Source organism: Fimbriimonadaceae bacterium (assembly GCA_019638795.1).
Classification (GTDB): domain Bacteria; phylum Armatimonadota; class Fimbriimonadia; order Fimbriimonadales; family Fimbriimonadaceae; genus JAHBTB01.
The window spans coordinates 442,485-463,223 of the sequence record JAHBTB010000001.1 but is presented as its reverse complement, the minus strand read 5'-3'; the positions used below and the strand labels follow the sequence as shown (position 1 = coordinate 463,223).

21 protein-coding genes and 1 tRNA gene are annotated in these 20,739 nt (G+C 63.5%); 4 read left to right on the top strand and 18 right to left on the bottom strand.

Features of this window, described 5'->3' with window-relative positions:
- Positions 1-3 precede the first annotated feature (3 nt).
- The 8 genes from KF857_02290 to KF857_02255 form a co-directional block, all read right to left on the bottom strand.
- The gene (locus tag KF857_02290; GenBank protein MBX3110812.1) at positions 4-2,163 is read right to left on the bottom strand and encodes a DUF255 domain-containing protein; all 2,160 of its coding nucleotides are present in this window, start codon (positions 2,161-2,163) and stop codon (positions 4-6) included.
- Positions 2,164-2,173: 10 nt separating this feature from the next.
- Positions 2,174-2,914 carry an rRNA pseudouridine synthase gene (locus KF857_02285; GenBank protein ID MBX3110811.1) on the bottom strand — a complete coding sequence of 247 codons (741 nt, stop codon included), beginning with the start codon at positions 2,912-2,914 and terminating at the stop codon, positions 2,174-2,176.
- Positions 2,898-4,091, bottom strand: a complete 1,194-nt coding sequence (locus tag KF857_02280) for a D-alanyl-D-alanine carboxypeptidase (GenBank protein ID MBX3110810.1) — start codon at positions 4,089-4,091, stop codon at positions 2,898-2,900. The genes KF857_02285 and KF857_02280 overlap by 17 nt, the downstream gene beginning before the upstream one ends.
- On the bottom strand, positions 4,088-4,663 hold the full coding sequence (scpB, locus tag KF857_02275) for an SMC-Scp complex subunit ScpB (GenBank protein MBX3110809.1): 576 nt from the start codon (positions 4,661-4,663) through the stop codon (positions 4,088-4,090). The genes KF857_02280 and scpB overlap by 4 nt, the downstream gene beginning before the upstream one ends.
- Positions 4,660-5,421 (bottom strand): segregation/condensation protein A, encoded by a 762-nt coding sequence (locus tag KF857_02270; protein ID MBX3110808.1) that lies wholly within the window; start codon positions 5,419-5,421, stop codon positions 4,660-4,662. Before KF857_02270 ends, scpB begins: the two co-directional genes overlap by 4 nt.
- Before the next feature lie 40 nt (positions 5,422-5,461).
- Positions 5,462-5,537, bottom strand: a tRNA-Cys gene (locus tag KF857_02265).
- Positions 5,538-5,668: 131 nt separating this feature from the next.
- Entirely contained in the window at positions 5,669-6,370 is a 702-nt protein-coding gene (locus tag KF857_02260) for a PEP-CTERM sorting domain-containing protein (protein MBX3110807.1), read from the bottom strand.
- Positions 6,371-6,651: 281 nt separating this feature from the next.
- Complete coding sequence (locus tag KF857_02255; protein ID MBX3110806.1) at positions 6,652-7,341, bottom strand: PEP-CTERM sorting domain-containing protein; 690 nt, start codon at positions 7,339-7,341, stop codon at positions 6,652-6,654.
- A 286-nt stretch (positions 7,342-7,627) separates the two neighbouring features.
- Between KF857_02255 and KF857_02250 the strand changes: the two genes are divergently transcribed.
- The 3 genes from KF857_02250 to KF857_02240 are packed head-to-tail and all read left to right on the top strand — an operon-like array spanning position 7,628 to position 9,489.
- Positions 7,628-8,080 carry an OsmC family protein gene (locus tag KF857_02250; protein MBX3110805.1) on the top strand — a complete coding sequence of 151 codons (453 nt, stop codon included), beginning with the start codon at positions 7,628-7,630 and terminating at the stop codon, positions 8,078-8,080.
- A 41-nt stretch (positions 8,081-8,121) separates the two neighbouring features.
- Complete coding sequence (tpiA, locus tag KF857_02245; GenBank protein MBX3110804.1) at positions 8,122-8,880, top strand: triose-phosphate isomerase; 759 nt, start codon at positions 8,122-8,124, stop codon at positions 8,878-8,880.
- A gap of 30 nt (positions 8,881-8,910) precedes the next feature.
- Entirely contained in the window at positions 8,911-9,489 is a 579-nt protein-coding gene (locus KF857_02240) for an acyl-CoA thioesterase (GenBank protein MBX3110803.1), read from the top strand.
- Here the strand turns inward: KF857_02240 and KF857_02235 are convergent.
- The 10 genes from KF857_02235 to trxB all read right to left on the bottom strand — a co-directional run bounded on the left by KF857_02235 (position 9,461) and on the right by trxB (position 18,494).
- Positions 9,461-10,762: a Gfo/Idh/MocA family oxidoreductase gene (locus KF857_02235; protein ID MBX3110802.1), complete on the bottom strand. Its 1,302-nt coding sequence runs from the start codon at positions 10,760-10,762 to the stop codon at positions 9,461-9,463. The two genes, KF857_02240 and KF857_02235, sit on opposite strands and share 29 nt — an antisense overlap.
- A gap of 53 nt (positions 10,763-10,815) precedes the next feature.
- Entirely contained in the window at positions 10,816-11,886 is a 1,071-nt protein-coding gene (locus tag KF857_02230; protein ID MBX3110801.1) for an EscU/YscU/HrcU family type III secretion system export apparatus switch protein, read from the bottom strand.
- Position 11,887: 1 nt separating this feature from the next.
- Positions 11,888-12,649: a flagellar biosynthetic protein FliR gene (locus KF857_02225; protein ID MBX3110800.1), complete on the bottom strand. Its 762-nt coding sequence runs from the start codon at positions 12,647-12,649 to the stop codon at positions 11,888-11,890.
- Positions 12,646-12,915 (bottom strand): flagellar biosynthetic protein FliQ, encoded by a 270-nt coding sequence (locus KF857_02220; GenBank protein ID MBX3110799.1) that lies wholly within the window; start codon positions 12,913-12,915, stop codon positions 12,646-12,648. Before KF857_02220 ends, KF857_02225 begins: the two co-directional genes overlap by 4 nt.
- Positions 12,912-13,700: a flagellar type III secretion system pore protein FliP gene (gene fliP / locus KF857_02215; protein ID MBX3110798.1), complete on the bottom strand. Its 789-nt coding sequence runs from the start codon at positions 13,698-13,700 to the stop codon at positions 12,912-12,914. The genes KF857_02220 and fliP overlap by 4 nt, the downstream gene beginning before the upstream one ends.
- Before the next feature lie 10 nt (positions 13,701-13,710).
- On the bottom strand, positions 13,711-14,364 hold the full coding sequence (locus tag KF857_02210) for a hypothetical protein (protein MBX3110797.1): 654 nt from the start codon (positions 14,362-14,364) through the stop codon (positions 13,711-13,713).
- Positions 14,364-15,272, bottom strand: a complete 909-nt coding sequence (fliN, locus tag KF857_02205) for a flagellar motor switch protein FliN (protein ID MBX3110796.1) — start codon at positions 15,270-15,272, stop codon at positions 14,364-14,366. The genes KF857_02210 and fliN overlap by 1 nt, the downstream gene beginning before the upstream one ends.
- Before the next feature lie 5 nt (positions 15,273-15,277).
- Positions 15,278-16,321, bottom strand: a complete 1,044-nt coding sequence (fliM, locus tag KF857_02200; GenBank protein MBX3110795.1) for a flagellar motor switch protein FliM — start codon at positions 16,319-16,321, stop codon at positions 15,278-15,280.
- An 80-nt stretch (positions 16,322-16,401) separates the two neighbouring features.
- Entirely contained in the window at positions 16,402-17,547 is a 1,146-nt protein-coding gene (locus KF857_02195; GenBank protein MBX3110794.1) for a hypothetical protein, read from the bottom strand.
- Between the two features lie 14 nt (positions 17,548-17,561).
- Positions 17,562-18,494 carry a thioredoxin-disulfide reductase gene (gene trxB, locus KF857_02190; protein MBX3110793.1) on the bottom strand — a complete coding sequence of 311 codons (933 nt, stop codon included), beginning with the start codon at positions 18,492-18,494 and terminating at the stop codon, positions 17,562-17,564.
- A gap of 216 nt (positions 18,495-18,710) precedes the next feature.
- On the opposite strand from trxB, the gene KF857_02185 reads away from it, so the two are divergent.
- A complete protein-coding gene (locus KF857_02185) occupies positions 18,711-20,720 on the top strand; it encodes a diguanylate cyclase (GenBank protein MBX3110792.1) in 2,010 nt (669 codons plus the stop codon).
- The last annotated feature ends 19 nt before the right edge of the window (positions 20,721-20,739 follow it).

Here is a 20,739-nt window from a genome sequence, read left to right as displayed (position 1 = left end):
AGTTTACTGGGGTTGGCCGGGCGGCACAATCAAGAGTCCCTCCAGTTCTTTGGTGACCGGCGCCAGGCACTTGCTCTCGTCGCACAATTGATAGGAAACCGAAAGAAAAAACTCGTGCCGGCCTGACGCGGCAAAGAGCCGCACGGGAAGTTCGACCCGCCCCTGGTACACCCCGCTTGGATCATCAGGAAAGCCGACTTCACCAAGGGCGCCTTTGACTTGGACGGTGGTCGGGCTCAACCATTTGGCGGGCGGCTCGTGCGAGTTGATGTGGTGCCCTTCGGGAAGGTCGATGACGATCGTGGTGTGACCAAACCCGGTTGCGTCGGCAGTGATCTCGTAGTCGGTAAGAAAGACGAGGGCCTCCCCTGGACGCGAGAAGTCCACGACAGCCTGCTCGCCCGCGCCCTGGAGCAGGGCGTAGAGGTGCTCTCGCAAGAGTGACTCACAGGCTGTCGGGGCACGTTCGGCCCAACCCGCCACTTGGGTGAAGTGACGAGAGAACTCGGACGTCCGCCCGAGGCGGCGCAGGATCCTGAGCATGACAGCGGTCGCGCTAGGACACGCTGTGTCAAGGATGGGCTTGAGTTTGGTGATCGGTGTCTGGTGGTCGGCGGACGACGACCAGAAGCCCCCCCCGGGGTCGGAGAACAGGGCGAGCGCCTGGTCGACGACACCCTCGGCTTCGGCGAGCCATTTGCCGTCCTCGGTGGCCTCGTAGAGGTCCAACAACGCGTCGGCAATGTAGGCGTGGTCATCGAGGAACCCTATCCCTTGTGGGCCATTATCAACCAGTTGGTGAGGAAGCGCCGGGCCAGACTGCTTCAACCATTGGGTGGCGATGTGCTCGGCCTGCTCGATGTGCCCTGCACTGACGAGCGCGCCGACGGCCAAGGCGTTCCAAGCAAGCAGCCGCTTGGTGTCGGTCTGGGGCTTGGGACGGTTCTCTCGGGCCGCCCGCAAGGTCTCCAGCTCTGAGCTATGTGGTGTGGTGTCCGAACGATACAAGACGTTTGCCCCGGTCGGATGGCCGGTGGCTTCGTCGAGGTAGTTGCCTTCTGGTTGGACAGAGAAGGTCTGGCAGAACGCTTCGGCCCCGTCGCCAAGCGCTTCGGCGACTTCGCCGTACCTCCAGACGTAATAGGCGCCTTCCCCACCAGGGGAGTCGGCGTCCTGGGCGGAGTAAAGGGTGCCGTCCGGGGCCGTCATTTCCCGCCGGATCCAACCAAGCACGCCCTCTAGGCTGGCGGACAGCTCGTCGCGCGCCTCACCCTCGTCGAGGATGTCCACGACGCGGGCGAGGTTGCCTGCCATCAGGGCGTTGTCGCTGAGCATCTTCTCAAAGTGGGGCAACAGCCATTCACGGTCGGTGGAATAGCGGTGGAACCCTCCTCCGACGTGGTCATGCAGTCCACCGCGGCACATGGCCAAGAGGGTGGCGACCGCCATGGTCGAGGCTTTGCTGATGAGGTCGTCCTTCTCGCCGAGGTTGTGACGCATGGCCGCATAGTCGAGGAGGAAAGTGACAGCGGTGTGAGGAGGGAACTTGGGGGCGTCGCCGAAGCCGCCGAAATCCCGGTCAAAGTTGGCCCACAGGGCGGCGACGGCGTCGTCGAGTAGATCGACCCCAAGCGAGGTCCGGGACGCGGACATCGCCCGAGACCCTGCCTGGCGGACTGCAGAAGCGAATTCGGCGGCGGCGCGTACGACCTCGGTCCGTTGTTCTCGCCACGCCTGGGCAAGGTTGTTGACGACGTTCAGAAAGGACGGCATGCCGTCCCTCGACTGGCCGGGAAAATATGTGCCCGTGAAGAAAGGTTCTAGGTCCGGGGTCAGGAAGACGGTCATCGGCCAGCCGCCATGGCCGTTCGCCATCTGGACGGCCGACATCAAGACGTCGTCCACGTCGGGACGCTCCTCACGGTCGACCTTCACCGAGATGAACGAAGCGCTCAACGCGGCACCGACCTCGGGGTCGGAAAACGACTCGTGGGCCATGACGTGGCACCAGTGACAGGCGCTGTAGCCGACGCTGACAAAGAGGGGCTTGTCCTCGGCCTTCGCCCGGGCGAGGGCCTCGTCGCCCCACTCATACCAATCGACCGGGTTGTCGGCGTGCTCGCGCAGGTAGAGGGACGACGCGGCGGCAAGCCGGTTGGGCATGCCGGGCAGGTTACCGTTCTAGGCCGACCAAGGCCCGGAGCCTTTGGACGTCCTTCATGTGCAGGGTCCGGCATTCGCCAGGTTTCATCCCCTTCTGCACCAGGTGGGCGATCCTGACCCGGACCAGCCTGACGACCGGGCACCCGACCGCGGCGAGCATCATGCGCACTTGGCGTTTGCGGCCTTCGTGGATGACCAGGGAGACAAGCGACGTGCCTGCCTGGTTCATTGGCGACACGAGTTCCACAACGGCGGGCGAGGTCTTCTTGCCCTCAAGAAAGACACCCTTGCGCAGACGTTCGAGGTCGCGGTCGTCAGGTTGGCCCTGCACGGTGGCGAGGTACTCCTTCTCGACTCCGTAACGCGCATGGGAGAGCCGGGCCGCCAAGTCCCCGTCGTTGGTGAGGACCAGCAGGCCCTCCGTGTCCATGTCGAGGCGACCGACCGGCTTCACCGGTGCGCCGACGTCGGGCACCAGGTCCATCACCGTCCGGCGGCTGTGGGGGTCGTCGAGGGTAGTCACGTACCCGGCGGGCTTGTTCAGAAGGAGATAGACGTGACGGGCCGGACGCACCGCCTCCCCGTCCACCTCGACAATGTCGTCGGGGCCCACCTTCACGCCGAGTTCGGTGACGAGGGACCCGTTGACCGTCACCCGCCCTTCTAGGATCACCTCTTCCGCCTTGCGCCGGCTCGCCACGCCGGCGTGGGCCAGATAGCGGTGCAGCCTCATCTCACCAGCGTCGGGCACCGAGCCTCCTTCGACTCCTCTGCCGAGACCGGACAAGAGCCCATCCGCCGACCAAGGCCCCGCCGACCACGATCGTGCCGGGATTGAGGGCGTTGGTGAGGGGCGGTTTGGCGGGCACGTCCACCGAGGCGACGACCGAGACGGGGACGGTGGAGCCGTCAGACAGCCTCATGGACACGGTGCCGAGCCGCTGGCCAGCCTTGACCGGAGCCGGGACGGTAGGAAGTTGACCGGCCAATTGCGCTTCGAACGGCGCACCGTCCACCCAGGGGACGATGTCTCGCCGGGCCGCCTGGACGCCGACAGTCGGGGCCGTGCCTCCTTTGACGGCGGCTGAACCCAGACTTTGCCCCGTGTCGACGACCACTTTGTCCACGACGTTGTCGGCCGCCCAGTCTTCCAGCGCGATCGTGTCGCGGACCCAGTCCTGGCTGGCCATCACGACGGTGACGATCTTACGACCGCCGTTGTCGAAGGCCCCGACGAAGCATTTGCCCGCGGGAACAGTCCACCCGGTCTTCATCCCGATGCAGTCCTTGTCTTCCTTGAGCAACTTGTTCCGATTGACCATCGTCAGGTCTCTGCTGTCGGTCGACCGGGTGACCTTGTGGCGTTGTGTTTTGACGATTTCGGCCAAGCGTGGGTTATCAAGGGCCGCGCAGGCGATGAGGGCCAAGTCATGCGCGGTGGTGTAGTGGTTTTCGTCGTGCAGGCCGTGCGGATTGACAAAGTGCGTGTCCGTGCACCCGAGCGACTTGGCCTTCTCGTTCATCATCTTGGCGAACGCCGGTACGGAACCGGCGACCTTGATGGCCATGGTGAAGCAGGCGTCGTTGGCGCTGCGCAACATCATCGCGTAGAGCATGTCTTGGGCGGTCAGTTGCTCTCCGGAGTGGAGGTGCAGGCTGCTCTCGCCGACCTTCTCGACGCCTTGCGGTGCGGAGACGACTTCGCTTGGATTGGTGTTTTCGGCCACGAGCAGTCCGCTCATGATCTTGGTCGTGCTGGCCGGGAAACGCCTGGCGTCCATCGCCTTGGACCACAAAACGCGCCGGGTCTGCTGGTCCATGACCACCGCGGACGCCGCCCCGACTCCTTCGGGGCCGGACTTCACGTCGTTCTTCGCCGTCGCCGTCACAGCGATCAGGACGGCGCAGACGACGGTGAACGGCTTCAAACGGGTTTCTCCTCTTGCATAGGCAACATCGGTTGGTCGGGGGGCAGGTGGGTACCGACCGCGTCCAACGCGGCTCGGCCGAAGCCCAGGTCAGGCAGATCGGCCAGGCTGTCTAGGTTAAAGACGTGGAGAAACTGCTGGGTGGTCCCGTAGAGGACCGGCCGTCCCGGCGTCGCCTTACGGCCTAGCTCCCCGACAAGCCGCTTCTCGACCAGTTGCCGCAAACCGTAGTCGCTCTGGACACCGCGGACCTCGTCGATCTCTGCCATCGTCACCGGTTGCTTGTAAGCGACGATGGCGAGGACTTCCATGAGGCTCCGGCTGAGCTTGTGGCGCTGCGGCTGCAGGAAGCGGGTGACGACTTCGGCGTACTCGGGCTTCGTGCAGAGTTGATAGCCGCCCGCGATGCGGACAAGTTGGAGCGGGCTGTTGTGGGTCAGCCGTCCACCGAGCTTTTCAAGGGCGTCCTCCACTTCAAAAGTCGGGACACCGATCGCGACGGCCAGTTCTTCGGCGGTGGCAGGGGTCTCGGCGACAAAGAGCAGGGCCTCGACGTCGCGGATGACGCTCATACCAGACCGCCCCTGGCGAAGAGGACTTCACTCTCGGTGACGTGCACCCGGGCCTGGCCCAACCTGATGAGTTCGAGCAGGGCAAGGAACCACCAGACAACCTCGCTGCGGGTGAATTCTCCGACCACGATCGTGTCGAGGGAGGCGAATTCCGACGGCAAGGCCTGTAGGACGACGAGCATTTGTTCGGCCAGGGAGCGCCGTGGTTTGCTCAGGGGCTCCATCGTGTCGGGGACGGCGCGGGCGAGCAGGCGCTCCAGCACGCCGGCGAGGTCACCGATCTGGACGTCGCTGGTGTCGAAGGGTAGTTCGTAGGGTTGGCGGAACTGCTCGGACCACCGGAAGAAGAGCCGTTCGCGTTCCTCACGCCGTTCGAGGAGGCTACGCACGGCGGGGTCAAAAAGGTGGACGTACGGCTCGGCGGCGAGGGTCAGGGCGTCCTCGTCGACGGTGTCCTCGTCTTCCGTCGGCACGAGCGCCCACGCCTTGCGCTCGAGCAAGTAGGCGAGGGCGGCGAGGGCGACCGCCGCCTGCTCCAAGTCTGTGTCCGTGGTGGCGAGCACGTAGTGGAAGTACGCCTCGCAGACCGGGGCCATGGGGATGTCGAGGAGGTCGATCTTGCGGTCGTGGACGCAGAGGAAGAGGGCGCCTAGTGAGCCCTCGAAAGCTTCGCACGCAATGTGGATGTCGGGCGGCGCTGTGACCCCCAGGGGGCCGACCACGGCCTGACCGGCCGCCAGTTCGGTCTTCTTCGGCATGCGTCGAGCCCCCATTATGCCCGGGAGCAAGGCAAAGCATTGGAGGCGCCGAGCGGATTCGAACCGCTGGATAAAGGTTTTGCAGACCTTCCCCTTAACCACTTGGGCACGGCGCCAAGGGTTGTCATGATACCCGTGGGCCAGGGTCCGGACCCAGTGGTCGTCCGCCTTCTGAGACGCCGTACAGAGACGCGGCCCGCGACAAGGGTGTCGCGGGCCGCGTCGGTCAATAGACCAAGGTCAGAATTTACTTGGCTTGGCGGCGGCGCCGCAGGAGGGCGAGGGCGCCGAGCCCGAGGACGGTCATCGTCGCCGGCTCAGGGACGCTCTCGACCTCGGCGTTCACGCGGAACATCACGTTCGCGTTCGACCATCCGGAGATCGTGCGCGCGTCGGGGGTCTCGATGACCTCGTCGTTGTCGCTGTCGCGATAGAAGAGGTTCGTTCCCGACCCGACGGTCGGCACGGCGTCCTGCAGGGAGAGAGCCAAGCTGTTCGACTTCGTCCCGTTCGTCTTGAGCTGGATTTCCAGACCAAGGTCTTGGAAGTTGTCGAGGTGGATCGGCGTGGTGAAGGTCAGGGTATGGACGTCCGAGGCGGACAGATCACCAAGGTTGAACGTTTCGCGTCCGGCCTCGTTCTGGAAGACGTTGGTGCCTGAACCGCCAAACCCGGCGACGTTCCACTCGTTCCAGAGAATGACTTCGGCGGTCGCGCTGGGGGAAGCGGCGTTGACCCAGATTCCCACATCAATGGACGTGACCTTCCAGTGGGCGCCCGAACCCGGGTCGGTGGCGCTGAAGCTGTCGGCCATGCGGTTGCGCGGCGTGCCGCCGGTGGTGCTGGTGAAGGTGGTGCTGGCACCGATCCCGTCGTAGATGACGACGGCTTGGGATGCGGCCGCAAGAATTACGAGACCGGCGATCGAGACGATTCTTTCAAGTTTCATTGAGGGATCCTCCGCTGGTGATTGCACGGCTCAAAACCGGCACCGCTAAAAGTGCCCGCATTTTTGCCGTCATTTAACGTTGAGGCCCTGGTATAGCGGATGTCTGGAGCGAAATTCAACAGGCCCGCGGTCACGTATCCTTACCAGGCTCAAAAACCTGGTGAATATACGGTGAGACTTGATCAAAAGACCTAGGCGACCGGTCAAACGCAAGCCGGGCCAGACCTCTGCAGGTCTGGCCCGGTCCTCCTTCTCGGCGCCGTTGCCGGACGGTAGGCGAGTTACTTGTTGCGGCGCTTGCGGGCGAGGCCGAGGGCGCCCAGACCGAGAGCGACCATGCTGACCGGCTCAGGGACGGTCTCGATGCTGTCGAGAGCAAAGTCACCCGACGGGGAGGTCGTGAAGTTCATGTACAGGGAGTCGAAGCTCGCCAGAGTAGTGCCGCCGTTGCTCGTGATGTCAGCAGCGGTCAGGTCCACGGTGAACGGGCTGTACTGGCCGCCCGCGACCGTCTTGTTGTAGACCGTGTAGACGCCGTCGGCCATCACCACGAACCGAATGTCCAAGGACTGTTCGTTCGAAATGAAGTTCAGGCGGACCGTGTCACCGGACAAGCCGAAGTTCGCCGCGGAGGTGTCGACGCCCCAGTCGGGGGTCGGGAAGGGCAGGCCTCCCATGTCGGACGTGATGTTGCCGTAGGCGAGGGCCGTGTTGGTCACCGCGTTGCTGGGCGTCTGGACGTCCAGGATGCCGTCGGCGATCGCTGCGGCGCTCAGCTTGTTGCCGAATTGGTAGGTCTGGCCGAGGTAGCGGGTGCCACCGACGACGGGGGCGGTCGACGAGTCGTAGTCAAAGGTGGTCGTGCTGTTCGTCTGGACGAACGTGGAGTTGCCGCTGAAGTCGTCGATGACGACGGCCTGGGCGACTCCGACCACGGCGCTGATTGAGAGAAGGAGAAGGGCTTTCTTCATCACGCAACATTGTCCTGCATAACTCATGCCAATTGCGACTAGTAAGTCTTTTGGATTTGTTGCATTTGAATATCACTTTGCCAGCAGACTTACCAGGCTAAGTTTGAACTTGATGGTCTTGATATATCAGGGAAATTGTCGTCAGTTGTGTGACAGGTCAAATGCCTCAGATGATGATTAGGCGAATTGGTAGTGCTGCAACCTGTTTCGGCTTTAGGCGCGTAGCGTAGGCAGAGTGGTCCGGACCCGCCCGTGGCGAGGGCAGGCTTCCGCGTAGAATGCCGGCATGGCAAAGACCCATGAGTATCCTGTCCGCGTCAGTTGGAAAGGAGGACGGGACGGCGCCGGTGAGATCACCGACGTCCGGAGTGGCACGACTGTGGCCCTGGCGACCCCACCGGAGTTCGGCGGGAGTGGGGCGGGGACCAATCCGGAGCAACTCTTGGCGATGGCCGTGGCGGGGTGTTATTCCATCACCCTGGGCATCGTCCTCACCAACCGGAAAGTCCCCTACGCCGACATCCAGGCCGACGTGACCGGTGAAGTCGTCGAGGACGGCCCTAGCTTCACGTACACCAAGATCACGGTAAAGCCGCGGATCGTCTTGACCGGAGCCGACGACAACCAGGCCAAGGTCGCCGAGGACATGGCCCATAAGGCGGATATGTACTGCATCATCACGAACGCCATCCGCGACAAGGTACAAGTCGTGGTGGAACCGGTGATCGTCCGGATGTAGTGGTGTCTATGCGTACAAAGCTGGTTGCGGGCAATTGGAAGATGAACCTGACGGCCGCCCAAGGGGCCGCCTTGGTCGAGACGTTCGCCAAAGAGGTGGCCGTGCGGTATGACGTCGACGTCGTCGTCTGCCCTCCATATTTGGCGATCCCCAAGGTCCGCGACACCGTCCGCCACCAGGGCATCTTGATCGGCGCACAAGACGTGTTCTGGGCGGAAGAGGGGGCGTTCACCGGAAACGTCAGTGCCAAGCAACTGGTCGAACAGTCGGTGGCGTTCTGTATCGTCGGACACTCGGAGACCCGGGGCCGGTTCGGCAAGCTGGAGACTCCTGCGTCGACGGTGCCCTACTTTGCCGAGACCGACGAGACCGTCAACCTGAAGATCGAGCGGCTCCTCTTCCACGGCATCACACCGATCTTGTGCGTCGGCGAAACCCTGGAAGAGCGTGACGCGGCGCAGACCGAGCAGGTCATCGAGGGTCAGTTGCGGCGGGCTCTGGCCGGTCGTGACTCCAGTGAACTGTACGGCCTTGTCGTGGCATACGAGCCGGTGTGGGCGATCGGCACGGGCAAGACCTGCGCCGCCGACGAGGCGGATCGTGTGTGCCGCTTCATCCGGTCGGTGATCGAGGCCGTCTCCGACGCCGAGGTCGCGATCAACGTCCGTATCCTTTATGGCGGGTCGGTCAAACCCGACAACGCCAAAGAGCTTTTTGCCAAGGCCAACATCGACGGCGGCCTGGTCGGCGGGGCCAGCCTGGACCCGGCCAGCTTTGCCCAGATCATCATGAGCGCCTGAGCGCCGGTCGGGTTTACTGCTGCCCGACCCATGGAAGCCCGTCGTGTCTCCGAGACCAAGCTGGTGATGGCCCAGCGCATGACGCCGAACGACGCTAACTACCTGGGCAAGGTCTTTGGTGGCTCGATCCTGGCCCTCATCGACCTCACCGCCGCCAGCGTCAGTTCGCGGTTTGCGCGCGAGGCGTGCGTCACCGCCTCCTTCGACCGGGTGGACTTCTTGCAGCCGGTCGAGATCGGTGACCTTGTGGAGCTAGAAGGGTTCGTGAGCTTTGTCGGCCGGACAAGCATGGAGGTGATCGTCGACGTCCACGCGACCAACCTCATCCAGGATGACCGGCGGCACGTCAACACGGCCCGGGTGACGATGGTGGCGATGCGCGACGGACGCACAGTGCCCGTGCCCCGGCTCATTTGCGAGACCCGCGACGAAAAGCTCCGGTTTCTCGAGGGAAGGCTCCGCCGCGAGGTCCGCCAACAGCGGCTGCAGGAGAACGAGGCCCACCGGAACATGTTGGCGGCGGCCAAGGACGAAGACCTTGACCGCCTGCTCGCTCACGAAGGTTCCGTGCGGGAGTTGCTCAGCTCCATTTCCGCTGCGGGCGGCTAAGCATCGCGTTGGCGTCGTCGTCGCTGAACCGCTCCCTCTTGGGGTCCCAGTCGAGCTTGCGACCGCCAAGGCGGAGCGAGATATTGGCCATGTGGCATACCGTGACCGACCGGTGGCCGACCTCGGGTTCGCAAATCGTCGGCTTGCGCGTGCGGATGCAGTCCAGCCAGTTCTTGGCATGCCCGTCGCTTGCGTAGAGCTTGACCGCGTTCGCGGGCAGCGGGTCTTTGAGTAGCTTTTCGTCGGACGCTGCGATGCGTTCGCGGCTGACGAAGATCCAGCCGTCCTCGCCTTCGAAGGTGACGCCGTTCTCTCCCTTGTTGGTGCAATGCAGGAGCACGTCGTGCGGGTAGGTGTAGAAGATGTCGAACTCGGGGAACGTCGTGTAGGTCATCATGTTGACCGTCGGCTGGTTCTTGGCATGGCCTTCGACCGAAAGCGGCCCGGAACCGTCCGCCCCGATCCCCCACTGTGCGATGTCGTTGTGGTGGGCGCCCCAGTCCGTGAGCATGCCACCGCTATAGTCGAGCCACCATCGGAACGTGCCGTGGGTGCGCTGATGACAATAGTCAACTCTTTGAGTCGGGCCCATCCACATTTCCCAGTCAAATCCGGCTGGCACCGGCTCGACTGAGAACAGTTCTCCGATCGGCCCCGTCGGCAAGTGGGTCGTGACCTTTTTTAGCTTGCCCAGCCTGCCGTTGCGGACGAGTTCGCAAGCAAGTCGGAACCGCTGGTCGCTTCTTTGCTGGCTGCCCGTCTGAAAAACCCGCTTGTACCGCGCCGCTGCCTCGGCCACCATCCGTCCTTCGCTGATCGTCAAGGTCATCGGCTTCTCGCAGTAGACGTCCTTGCCCGCCTTCATCGCCGCCACGCTGATCGTCGCGTGCCAGTGGTCGGGTGTCCCGATGACGATCGCGTCGATGTCCTTGCGGGCCATGATGTCGCGGAAGTCCTTCGTTTTGTAGGTGCTCGGGCCAAAGTAGGCGGCCGCCTCGTTCAGGTGCAGTTCATCCACGTCGCAGACGGCGACGACCTTGGCTCCCGGCTGGCTGTGGACGTAACGTGACACGCCGAACCCCTGCTGGTAGCCGCCACGTCGTCCGCCCGGGCCGACGACGGCCACATGGATCGTGTCGTTGGCGCCGACCCGCTGGGGCCGGACCGCTTCGATCTCGCGGTACTCCGCCTCAGCGCGTTCGGCAAACCACGTGGGGACCGTCGCCATCGTGGCTCCGGCCAGGGTGTTTCTCAGCAATCGTCGTCGGGTCATGTCTTCCAAGGTCTTGTCTCCGCTTTGAGCACCTTGATCTTACCGTCGCCGGTTCACTTCTTCGTCCGCTGCGTGCTCTTGTAGACGTAGGCGAGGACCTCGGCGACGGGTCCGAAGAGGTCGCGGGGGACAAAGTCTCCCGCCTCGCATTGGGCGTAGAGTGCCCGGGCGAGGGGTTTGTTCTCGACGGTGGGCAGGCGCAGGTCGGCGGCCAACTCCCTCATGCGCAGGGCCATCAAGTCTTGGCCCTTGGCCAGGACGACCGGGGCGTGCATCTGCGACCGCTCGTACTTGATCGCGACGGCAAAGTGCGTCGGGTTGGTGATCAGGACGTCCGCTTCTTTCAGCTTGGCGACCATGCCGCCCTTCAAAAGCTTGCGGCGACGCTGGTACTGGGCTTGCTTGACCTCGGGCGAGCCTTCTTGTTCGCGCATTTCGCGCTTGAGCTCGTCCTTGGTCATCTTGATCTGCTTGTCCACTTCTTTGCGTTGGAAGAAGTAGTCGAAACCGGCGATGACAAGCCAGACGACCGCGATGCGCATGACCAGCTTGTGGACGACTTCACCGAGGACTCCGGCCGCCACCGCCGGCGCCATCCCGCCGATCCCCAGTAGTTTGTCCCAGTCTTGCTGGAGCACCACATAGGCGATCCACGAGAACAGGCACATTTTGGCGACGGCTTTCAGCCCTTCGACCACGGCGCGGCGCGAAAACAGACGCTTGAACCCCGTGAGGGGGTTGACCTTGTCAAAACTGGGCTTGAGCGGTTCGCCGCTGAGCACAAACCCGACCTGGCTGAAGTTGCTGGCCAGGCCGACCGCGCAGAGGCCGAGGGCGAGCGGCATGGCCGCCGACAGGGCCGGGACGGCCATGCTCTGCGTCTGGATGATCACCGTCGCGGGAGATATCTCGCGCGGCATCTTGGCCACGTTCGACTGGATGGATGTGAGGATCGCCTCGGCAAGCTTGGCGGCGACGCCAGGCCCGAGCATGGCGAGGGTGAGCATGGCGAGGGCGCCGTTCAGATCCGTCGACCGGGCGACGGTGCCCTTCTTGCGCGCCTCTTGCTTACGTCGAGGCGTGGCCTCCTCAGTCCTTTCCTGTGCGGAAGCGTTGTCTGCCATCTCAACCGCCTCCGAGGAGCCTCGGCACCGTGGTGAACACCGAGTCCAGGCCGCGCTGGACACCGACGGTCAGGGCAGGCAGGCCAAGGAGCAGGGCCAGCATGCCGAGTCCGATCTTGGCCGGAAGGGCGATCAGGAACGGTTGGGTCTGGGGGACGGCCTTGTTCACCAAGGACGCCGCCGCGTCGATGACGATGGTCACCGCCACGACCGGCGCGGCGATCTGGACCGCCCCGACAAAGAGGTGGAAGAGCATGCTCATGAGGACAGCCAGCATGCCGTGGGTGGGGGTCAGGGCCTCGGTGGGGTAGCGGTAGCTCTCCATGAACGCCCGGAACATCATTTGGTGCCCGCCCGACAACATGATCAAGACGGTGCCGAGCATGACCTTGAGGTTTGCCACGGGCGAGGCCGTCCCGCCGACCGCCGGGTTGAAGATTTGGGCGCTGGCCATGCCGACCTGCAGGTCGATGATGCCGCCCGCCATTTGAAGGCTGTTGACGAGCAACTGGACCGACCATCCGAGGGCCAAGCCCATCATGATCTCGCGAAAGAAGATCCCGGCGAAGTCCGCCATGTTTTGGGGGACGGGGGGCATCAGCGGCATGACCGCGGGCGTCAGGGCCGCCGAGATGGCCAGGCAGAACATGCCGCGGACCTGCACGGGGATCGTCGTGCCGAAGAGAGGCGAGGTCATGACCATCGCGGCCAGGCGGCACCCGACGGCCAGAAACGCGACGAGCCAGGCGGCGTCCAGGCTCATTGGTTGACCCGTGCGATCTGGTCGAAGCAGACGACCATGAACTTGACGAGGGTCGTGAGCATCCACGATCCCATGCCCGTGATCACGGCGGCGCAGCCAAGGATCTTGGGCAGGTAAGTCAGGGTCATCTCCTGCACCTGGGTCACGGCCTGGAACACGCTGACGATCAGGCCGACAAAGAGGGCCACCGCCAAGATCGGCAGGGTCACCATCATCGCGACCAAGATGCCCTGGCGCGTCAACTCCATGACGATGCCGTGGTTCATGTGCCGTACCCTGCGAGGATCGCGCGGACGAGGACGGACCACCCGTCGGCGAGGACGAAGACCAACAGTTTGGCCGGCAAGGAGATCACCACCGGCGGCATCATCATCATGCCCATGCCCATCAGCAGGCTGGCGACGACAAGGTCGATGACGACAAACGGCACAAAGATGTAGAAGCCGATGACGAAGGCGGTTTTCAGCTCGCTGATGACGAACGCCGGGACCACCGACATGAAGTCGATCTCGGCCCGGGACTTGGGTGTCTGGTGGCGGAAGTCCAGGAACATCTTGAGGTCGGACTCATAGGTGTTCTTGAGCATGAACTTCTTCAGGGGCTCTTCGGCGTTCTTGAGGGCCTCGTCCATCGGCATGACCGAGCCTTGTTGGAAGAACGGTTGGATCGCCGCCTTGTTGACCTCGTTGTAGGTCGGGGCCATGATGAAGAAGGTCAGGAACAGGCTCAACCCGACCAGCACCTGGTTGGGTGGGATGTTCTGTGCCCCCAAGGCCTGGCGGGTGAAGCTGAGGATGATGACGACGCGGGTGAAGCACGTCGTCAGGATCAGGATCGCCGGCGCAACGCTGAGCACGGTCAGCAGGGCGAGGATCTTGAACTGTGCGCCGAGTTGCTCGCGTTCGCTGCCGGTTCCGACGCCGATATTGACTGACGGCACCGGCACTTGCTGGCTCACGGCCAGGGCGGCCAGGCCGATCAGGGAGAGCACGGTCGCCCAGACCATCACCTGCCTTCGGTGACCGCGTGCCCAATCGACGAGACGACGCATGGCCTTGGTTTCAGCCGGTCAGCCGGGCGAGGCGCTCAAGGGCCTCGCGGACGCGGTCTTGACGACCGTCTTCGGCTGGCTCGACTTCTTCAGGGACCTCGAGGCGGGCCTTGGCTGCGGTGAGGAGGCGCTTGGCCGCCTCAAAGTCATGACCGTCCATCGGCTCGTCGTCGTCGTCACCGAAGTCGTCGCCAAAATCCACCACCGCGTGGGTCGGCGCCGGTGTGGGTTCGGCGTTCTTGGCGTCAAGCATCTCGAAGAACGCCTTGGGCTTGGCCCGCTCGGCGGCGGGGTCCGGCGTGAGGTCACAGACCAGGGTCGCTCCGCTTGTCGTCACCGAAAGGAGCAGGGTGCGGTCGCGCACCTCGACGACTTGCAAGGTGCCTCCGCCGAAGTTCGCCGACTCCAGGCTCTTGATCGGGTGGTCAATGCCGGTGTCCAGTCGGCGGCCCAGTTTGGTCATGAGGTAGGGCAGCCCCCACTTGAGCAAGGCGAAGACGACGACCAGGGCACCGACCATCTGGACCACCTCAAGGCCGCCCACGGCCGGCCCGGGAGGCACATTGACACCCGTCGTCAAGTCTTTCTTGGTGCCCAGCGTCTCGCCGGCCCAACACGTCAGCGGCAACACAGCGGCAATGGAGAGGATGCAGGCTTTCTTCATCACGCGACCTCGTTCAGTTTCGCAAGTCGTTCTTGCAGGCTCAGGATCTCGGTGATCCGGACGCCAAAGTTGTCTTCGATCACGACGACCTCGCCGCGGGCCACGAGCCGCCCGTTCACGAGGACGTCGACCGGCTCGCCCGCCGCTTTGTCGATCTGGACGATGGAACCTGAGCCCAGCTCGACCACGTCCTTGACGAGCATCCGCATCCGGCCCAACTCGACGCTGATCTCCAGGGGGATGTCCATGATCATCTCAAGGGCGCTGTCGTCCACGGACAGGGCGGGCCCCGAGACCCCGGCCTCGGCGGTTTGGGCCCCGAGGACGCTGACGGCGAGTTCTTCTTCGCCGTTCTCGGGCGTGTTCGTGATGTGCCGCGCCGTCGACATGTCGACCAGCCACATCGCCGTCGTCTCGACGCCCTCGCCGCTGATCGTGACGTCGACCTTGATCAATTCGGGCATCCGCTGCAGGTTGCTCGGCAGGTTGAAGATCTGGTAGCGGTTCGAGAGGCCGCTGGCGACGATCGGCTCGTTACGGATCGTCCCGGTCGCCTGGCAAATGCCCTGGACCAAGCCCTCGACAAACGGCCGGACTTTGCCCGCCATCTGGTCGTCCGCGATCGTCTTGGTCTCCGATGTCAGGAGTTCGTGAAGGGCAAGGAAGCCCTCGGTCGGCACCAAGACGGCTTGGATGCTGTCGGGCGAGTCCGCAAAGCAGAACTGGACCACCAGCTTGGGTGAGGCCATTTCCGAGTACACGTCGGTCAGGGGCATCACCGAGACCTTCGGGTCGCGGAACTGGATGCCCGCTTCGATCGACTCGGAGGCCGCGTTCGAGACGGTCTGCCAAATCTGGTTTTGCGCGTTCGTGAACTTTTGGACCAGTTCTTCCGTGATCTTCTGCATTGGGGTCACTCGTTGGGGCGGATCGGGGCGGTCACTTCAAAGGCGAGCTTCTTGCCGTCCAGACCGGGACGGAGGAGATACTTCGGGTTCTCAGAGACCATAAATCGAAGGTCGCGCTCGGTTTTCTGGTCGAGCCGCAGGGTGTCGCCATGACGGAGCCGCAGGAAGTCGTGCACGCTCAGCCGGCACTTGCCCAGTTGGACGGCGCACTCGACCTCGGTGGCGTTGATCTGTCCGACCAGGGCACGGCGGTTGGCGACGGTCTGCTTACGGTTGCTTGCCGCGGCAAACCACTTTTGGGCGCTGAGTTTGGCGGTGATGGGCTTGAGCAGCATGTAGGGAACGCACAAGCTCATGGCGCCGTGCGCCTCGCCGACCCGGACTTCGAAAAGGATGCTGACGACGATGTCCGTCGGCGGGGCGATCTGGACAAACTGGGCGCTTGTCTCAAGGGCTTCCATCGACGGGTTGACGATGACGACGCCTTCCCAGGCCGACTTGAGCGCCATGAAGGTGCGCTCGACGATCTGGCGGAACAGAGGCTGCTCGATGTCGGTGAGGACGGTGCGGTCGAGCGAGCGGCCCGGCCCCCCCAAGAGCTTGTCGATCATCGTGAAGACAAGCCCGAACTCCAGCTCAAGGGCAGCCTGCCCGCTGAGCGGCGGCAGCGACATGATGGTGAACACCGACTGGTTGATGCTGCGCAGGTACTCCTCGTAGGGGACCTGCTCCAGGGAGATCAGGTCGATGCTGACCGTGCTGCGCAAGTACGCGCTCAGGGCGGTGCTGGCGATGCGGGCGAAGGTCTCGTGGAGCATCTGCAGAGTGCGCAGTTGCTCCTTGGAAAACTTATCAGGGCGGCGGAAGTCGTAGACTTCGTATGCCACGGCGGCACGGTGGGATCCGAGGCCGTTCCCCTTGAACGTGGTGGGGCTCGTGCCGGACGTGTTCACCGTGGCAGGGGGACCACCGATCGTGTCGGCCGCCTGCGGTTCGACAAGCGAACTCAGCAGGGCCTCGATCTCCGACTGTGACAGGATGTCCGACAAGGTTCCGCCTCGGCCGAAGTGGTCCACTCCTGGCCTTCAGCTTGGATATCGGTGTTCTTGCCAGGAACTGGAGTGCTTTGTCAGCTTTTGGGGATCGGATTGCGGATTTTGACGCTAGCGCCAGTCGGGACCACCTGCATCCAGTCGCCTCGCTTGGATTTGACGGACCCCGACACCACCCTGCCGTGGCCGACCGGAAGCCACAGCGGCTTCTTCCCCCAGCCCTCGGGCACTTGGAGCACAAGGTCGGGCACTTCACCGCAGGCCTCCACAATGGCGGCGGCGAAGTCGCTGCCCCGGTTTCCTGCCGTCGTCTTGAACGCCCGTCCAAGGACCTTGGCGGGAAGGACAGCCTGGGCGTAGCAGCACAGGGCGACGTAGGCGTCGTACGCGGCAGGGCTGTCCTTGGCGAGTAAGGCCAGGTCGGGTCCGGCCGCGGCGACCTTTCGGACGAGGGGGGTCACGCGGGCACGGACGTAATTGTCTAGGTCGTTAAGCTTGGAGTTGGCGACATCGGCCGGAACGAGGCGGCCTCCCCGGACCTCGTCGGCCACCCACTTGAGGAAGATGCGCTCCCCGACGTCGCCGTTCGCCCACGACTCGGGGCCCTGGAACGGGCCGATCTGAGGCAGGCTGGCATGACCGTACTCATGGGCCACTTCACGAGCGAACTCGATAGGCTCGGTCAAGGTCTGCACCTGATAGACGAACACGGCGTTCATGTCGACCATTTGCGGCTTGTTGGGGGTGCCCAAGTCGGCGTTCACGAACATCTGCTCGCCGCCCGGCTCGCCTTCCGTGCAGAGGAAGACGTCGACGACCTTGCGGTAGCGCTCGGGGTTGTCGATGCCCAACCGGTGGTAGTTGATGTCCCACAGCCGGAGGAGGAGGCGCGACGCCCAGATCGACGGGTCGTTGTCAAGGGTCTCGTTCCGGTACTGGGAGAACACCCGGAAACGGAGGTTGGCACCGGACTGGCCCGCGGCGGTGCGTCCGTAGGCGGCAGTGACGAACGGGAACTCCCACGGATGGCGCGGGCACTTTTGGGGCACCTCGGCAGCGGCAAGCCGGATCCACTGGGTGTGGACCAACTTGGGGTCCTCGGCACTGGTCAGGTCCGATGTGGCGTAGGAGGGGGCGGTGCCGGGAGGTGGCTTGTTCGGGTCTTGGACGACCTGGGGGTTGAGGATCGCCAAGACCAAGAGCGCGACGTTCACGAAGTCCACCTCACCTCTACATTCTACGAGCCCAATGCTTCGAGGAAACGTTCGGCGTCAATGGCCGCCATGCAGCCTGATCCGGCCGCGGTCACCGCTTGGCGGTACTTGTGGTCGGTCACGTCGCCACAAGCGAAGACGCCGGGCACGTTAGTCTCCGTCGAGAACGGCTTGACCTTGATGTAACCGTTTTCGTCGGTGTCCAAGACACTCTTGAAGGGGTCACTGTTCGGGTGGTGGCCGATGGCGACAAACACGCCGTCTAGGCCGAGGTCGCTCGACGTGCCGTTGACGGTGTCGACCAGTCGGACGCCCGTCACCTTCTTGCGGGGTTCCGACTCGCCCACGATCTCGTCGACCCGCTTGTTCCAGAGCACTTCGATCTTGGGGTTGTCCATAACCCGCTGTTGCATGATCTTGCTCGCCCGGAACTGGTCGCGTCGGTGGACCACATACACTTTTGAGGCATGGCGGGTGAGGTAGTTCGCCTCTTCCATCGCGGTGTCGCCGCCGCCGACCACGGCGACGGTCTTGTCGCGGTAGAAGAATCCGTCACACGTGGCGCACGCGCTCACGCCGTAGCCGCCAAATGTGACCTCGGACTCCAAGCCGATCCACTTGGCGCTTGCCCCCGTGGAAACGACGACGGTCTGCGCGGCGTACTCCTCGTCGTCGGCGTAGACCCGCAGGTTACCGCCGCTGAAATCGACGCGGTCGACGGTCTTGGCAAGGATCTTGGCCCCGAACCGTTCTGCTTGCTTGCGGAAGAGGTCCATCATGTCGGGGCCCATGATCCCCTCAGGGAACCCCGGGTAGTTCTCGACGTCGGTGGTGATCATCAACTGGCCGCCTGGTTCGGGGCCGGCGAAGACCAGAGGCTGGAGGCCGGCACGCCCGGCATAGAGGGCGGCGGTGTACCCGGCCGGCCCTGTTCCGACAATGACGACTTTTTCCATAGGCTTGTCTGTTTTGATAATGCCCCCAGACTCTGTGGGACTCCTGAGATTTCACTGTCCCAGAGCCAACAATGTAGCTCAGGGTCCGCCCGGTCGCATGCCCGACCATGAGGCGCTCGCCAGTATCTCTTGTTTGCCTACGCCGAGTTGACAACGATGGTGCAAAAGAACTGGGCCGTGATCAGAAGGGCGGGTGTTGTCACCACTGCCCTGGTCATGTCTGTCGCCTTGGTCGCGCTGGCTGTCGAGGTTGGGGGGCCGGCATGGCTGGTCGCTTCACGCGTCGCCATGGCCATATGCTCCGTCCTCGTCATCGTCGCCGTCACCGTCGTCGACCTAGAGATGCGAAAGAGGCAAAAGAAGGTCCAAGCAGAACTCGAGGAACAAGTCGCCGGGCAGACAAGGGCCTTGAAGGAAGCGGTGCAACAGCTGGAAGGCTTGAACTCCGAGCAGACGGCCCAGGCCGAAGAGTTGGAGCACTACGCCGACCAGCTCCAAGTCCGGCAGGACGAACTGGAACGGGCCCTCGCCGACGCGGAGATCCAGACGTCGCTCTACGCCCATGCGTCCAAGCGGTTCGAGTCCTTGTTCAACGGCCTCCCGGTGGGGTGCGCCACCTTCAACACCGAAGGCGAGGTGATGGAGTGGAACACCACCATGAGCACGATCGCACGGTGCGCGGCCCACGAGGCCTTGCTCAGGCCCGTGCTCCACGTGTTTCGAGGCGTCGACGAGGCCCTGATGGCGCAAGCCCTTGACAACGCTCTCACCCAAGGAAACGCGACGACATTTGAGGCCGAGTGGGTGCGCGAAGGAGTGGAGCAGACCTTCGTGAACGTCAAGGTCTTCCCCATGCGGCAAAAATCCGGCGAGATCGTCGGCGGCATCATGTGTCTCCATGACACCACCACGGCGACGCTGTCGTCCCGGGAAGTGGCGATGAGCGAGGCCAAGTTCCGCGCGTTCATGCAGCACGCCCCGGCCGCCGTCGCCATCTTCGACCGGGACATCCGGTACTTGGTCGCCAGCAAGCGCTGGATGACGGACTACAACTTGGAGGGGCAGGAGATTGTCGGGAGGTCTCATTACGACGTCTTTCCTGAAATCGCGGAGCCTTGGCGAGAAATCCACCAACGATGCCTCCATGGGGAGTGCGTCACGTCCGATGAAGAGCGCTTCGACCGGTTAGACGGCAGCCATATCTGGATCAAATGGGAGGTCCGTCCATGGTTCGAGCCAAGCGGCGAGATCGGGGGGATCGCGATGATGACCGAAGACGTCACGGACCGGAGGGCGGCGATGGACGAGGTGGTCGAGGCCCACGAGCAGGTGACGTCGATCCTGGAGAGTATCAATGACGGGTTCTTGTCCGTGGACGCCGATGGCGTCGTGGTCTATATCAACCAGACCGCCTGCCTGTTCCTAGGCGTGGGCAAAGCGACATCAGAAGGAAAACGCCTCAGTGAGATTTGCCCCCGGGAACTCCTTCTGCCGATCAACGCCTTGTGCAAGCAGGCCACCCAGGCCAACGACAAGCAGAGTCTTGAGTTCGAGTTCAACGGCTCGTGGCTTGAGTTCCGGGTGTATCCCTCGGGCAAGGGCAGTAGCGTCTTCTTCAAGGACATCACTGACCGAATGAAGATGCAGATGCACGTCGACGCCCTGCTGTTGAAGATGAACGATGTGAACCTCCAACTGGAGGCAGCAAACTGCCACCTCAGTTCGCTCGCCACCACGGACGGCCTGACTGGTATCCACAACCACCGCTACTTCCAGGACTTCTTGGCCGAACACCTTGCGAAGGGCCATGCGGGGGGACCGTCGGTGTCGGTCATTCTCATGGACGTCGACAAGTTCAAGTCTTTCAACGATGACTTCGGCCATCAGGCCGGCGACGCCGTCTTGGTCGGTGTCGCCGCCTGCCTGACCCGCGTCGTGTCGTCGCCGCACCTCGTCGCCCGGTACGGCGGGGAAGAGTTCGTCGTGGTCGCGATCGGCTTGGATGACGCCGAGGCTTTCCAACTCGCCGAGATCATGCGCATGGAGATCGAAGGCGGAGATTGGCCCCAGCGACCCGTGACGGCAAGCTTTGGCGTGGCGGTGTGCAATGACTGCGGGGCTAAGCCCCAAGAACTGGTCGAGCGTGCCGACCGCGCGATGTACCGGTCCAAAGTGGAAGGCAGAAACCGCACGACCGCCTACACTGAACTTCCAGAGGCGGCCTGAACCGAGCGGGGTAAAACCG

Bases quoted from the DNA above. Each gene is read 5' to 3' on its own strand.
- KF857_02290 (MBX3110812.1), bottom strand. From the start codon at position 2,163: ATGCCCAACCGGCTTGCCGCCGCGTCGTCCCTCTACCTGCGCGAGCAC.
- KF857_02210 (MBX3110797.1), bottom strand. From the start codon at position 14,364: ATGAAGAAAGCCTGCATCCTCTCCATTGCCGCTGTGTTGCCGCTGACG.
- scpB (MBX3110809.1), bottom strand. From the start codon at position 4,663: ATGAGCGTCATCCGCGACGTCGAGGCCCTGCTCTTTGTCGCCGAGACC.
- fliP (MBX3110798.1), bottom strand. From the start codon at position 13,700: ATGCGTCGTCTCGTCGATTGGGCACGCGGTCACCGAAGGCAGGTGATG.
- KF857_02220 (MBX3110799.1), bottom strand. From the start codon at position 12,915: ATGAACCACGGCATCGTCATGGAGTTGACGCGCCAGGGCATCTTGGTC.
- KF857_02230 (MBX3110801.1), bottom strand. From the start codon at position 11,886: ATGGCAGACAACGCTTCCGCACAGGAAAGGACTGAGGAGGCCACGCCT.
- fliN (MBX3110796.1), bottom strand. From the start codon at position 15,272: ATGCAGAAGATCACGGAAGAACTGGTCCAAAAGTTCACGAACGCGCAA.
- KF857_02225 (MBX3110800.1), bottom strand. From the start codon at position 12,649: ATGAGCCTGGACGCCGCCTGGCTCGTCGCGTTTCTGGCCGTCGGGTGC.
- trxB (MBX3110793.1), bottom strand. From the start codon at position 18,494: ATGGAAAAAGTCGTCATTGTCGGAACAGGGCCGGCCGGGTACACCGCC.
- KF857_02270 (MBX3110808.1), bottom strand. From the start codon at position 5,421: ATGCCGAAGAAGACCGAACTGGCGGCCGGTCAGGCCGTGGTCGGCCCC.
- KF857_02250 (MBX3110805.1), top strand. From the start codon at position 7,628: ATGGCAAAGACCCATGAGTATCCTGTCCGCGTCAGTTGGAAAGGAGGA.
- KF857_02185 (MBX3110792.1), top strand. From the start codon at position 18,711: ATGTCTGTCGCCTTGGTCGCGCTGGCTGTCGAGGTTGGGGGGCCGGCA.
- KF857_02235 (MBX3110802.1), bottom strand. From the start codon at position 10,762: ATGACCCGACGACGATTGCTGAGAAACACCCTGGCCGGAGCCACGATG.
- KF857_02255 (MBX3110806.1), bottom strand. From the start codon at position 7,341: ATGAAGAAAGCCCTTCTCCTTCTCTCAATCAGCGCCGTGGTCGGAGTC.
- tpiA (MBX3110804.1), top strand. From the start codon at position 8,122: ATGAACCTGACGGCCGCCCAAGGGGCCGCCTTGGTCGAGACGTTCGCC.
- KF857_02240 (MBX3110803.1), top strand. From the start codon at position 8,911: ATGGAAGCCCGTCGTGTCTCCGAGACCAAGCTGGTGATGGCCCAGCGC.
- KF857_02260 (MBX3110807.1), bottom strand. From the start codon at position 6,370: ATGAAACTTGAAAGAATCGTCTCGATCGCCGGTCTCGTAATTCTTGCG.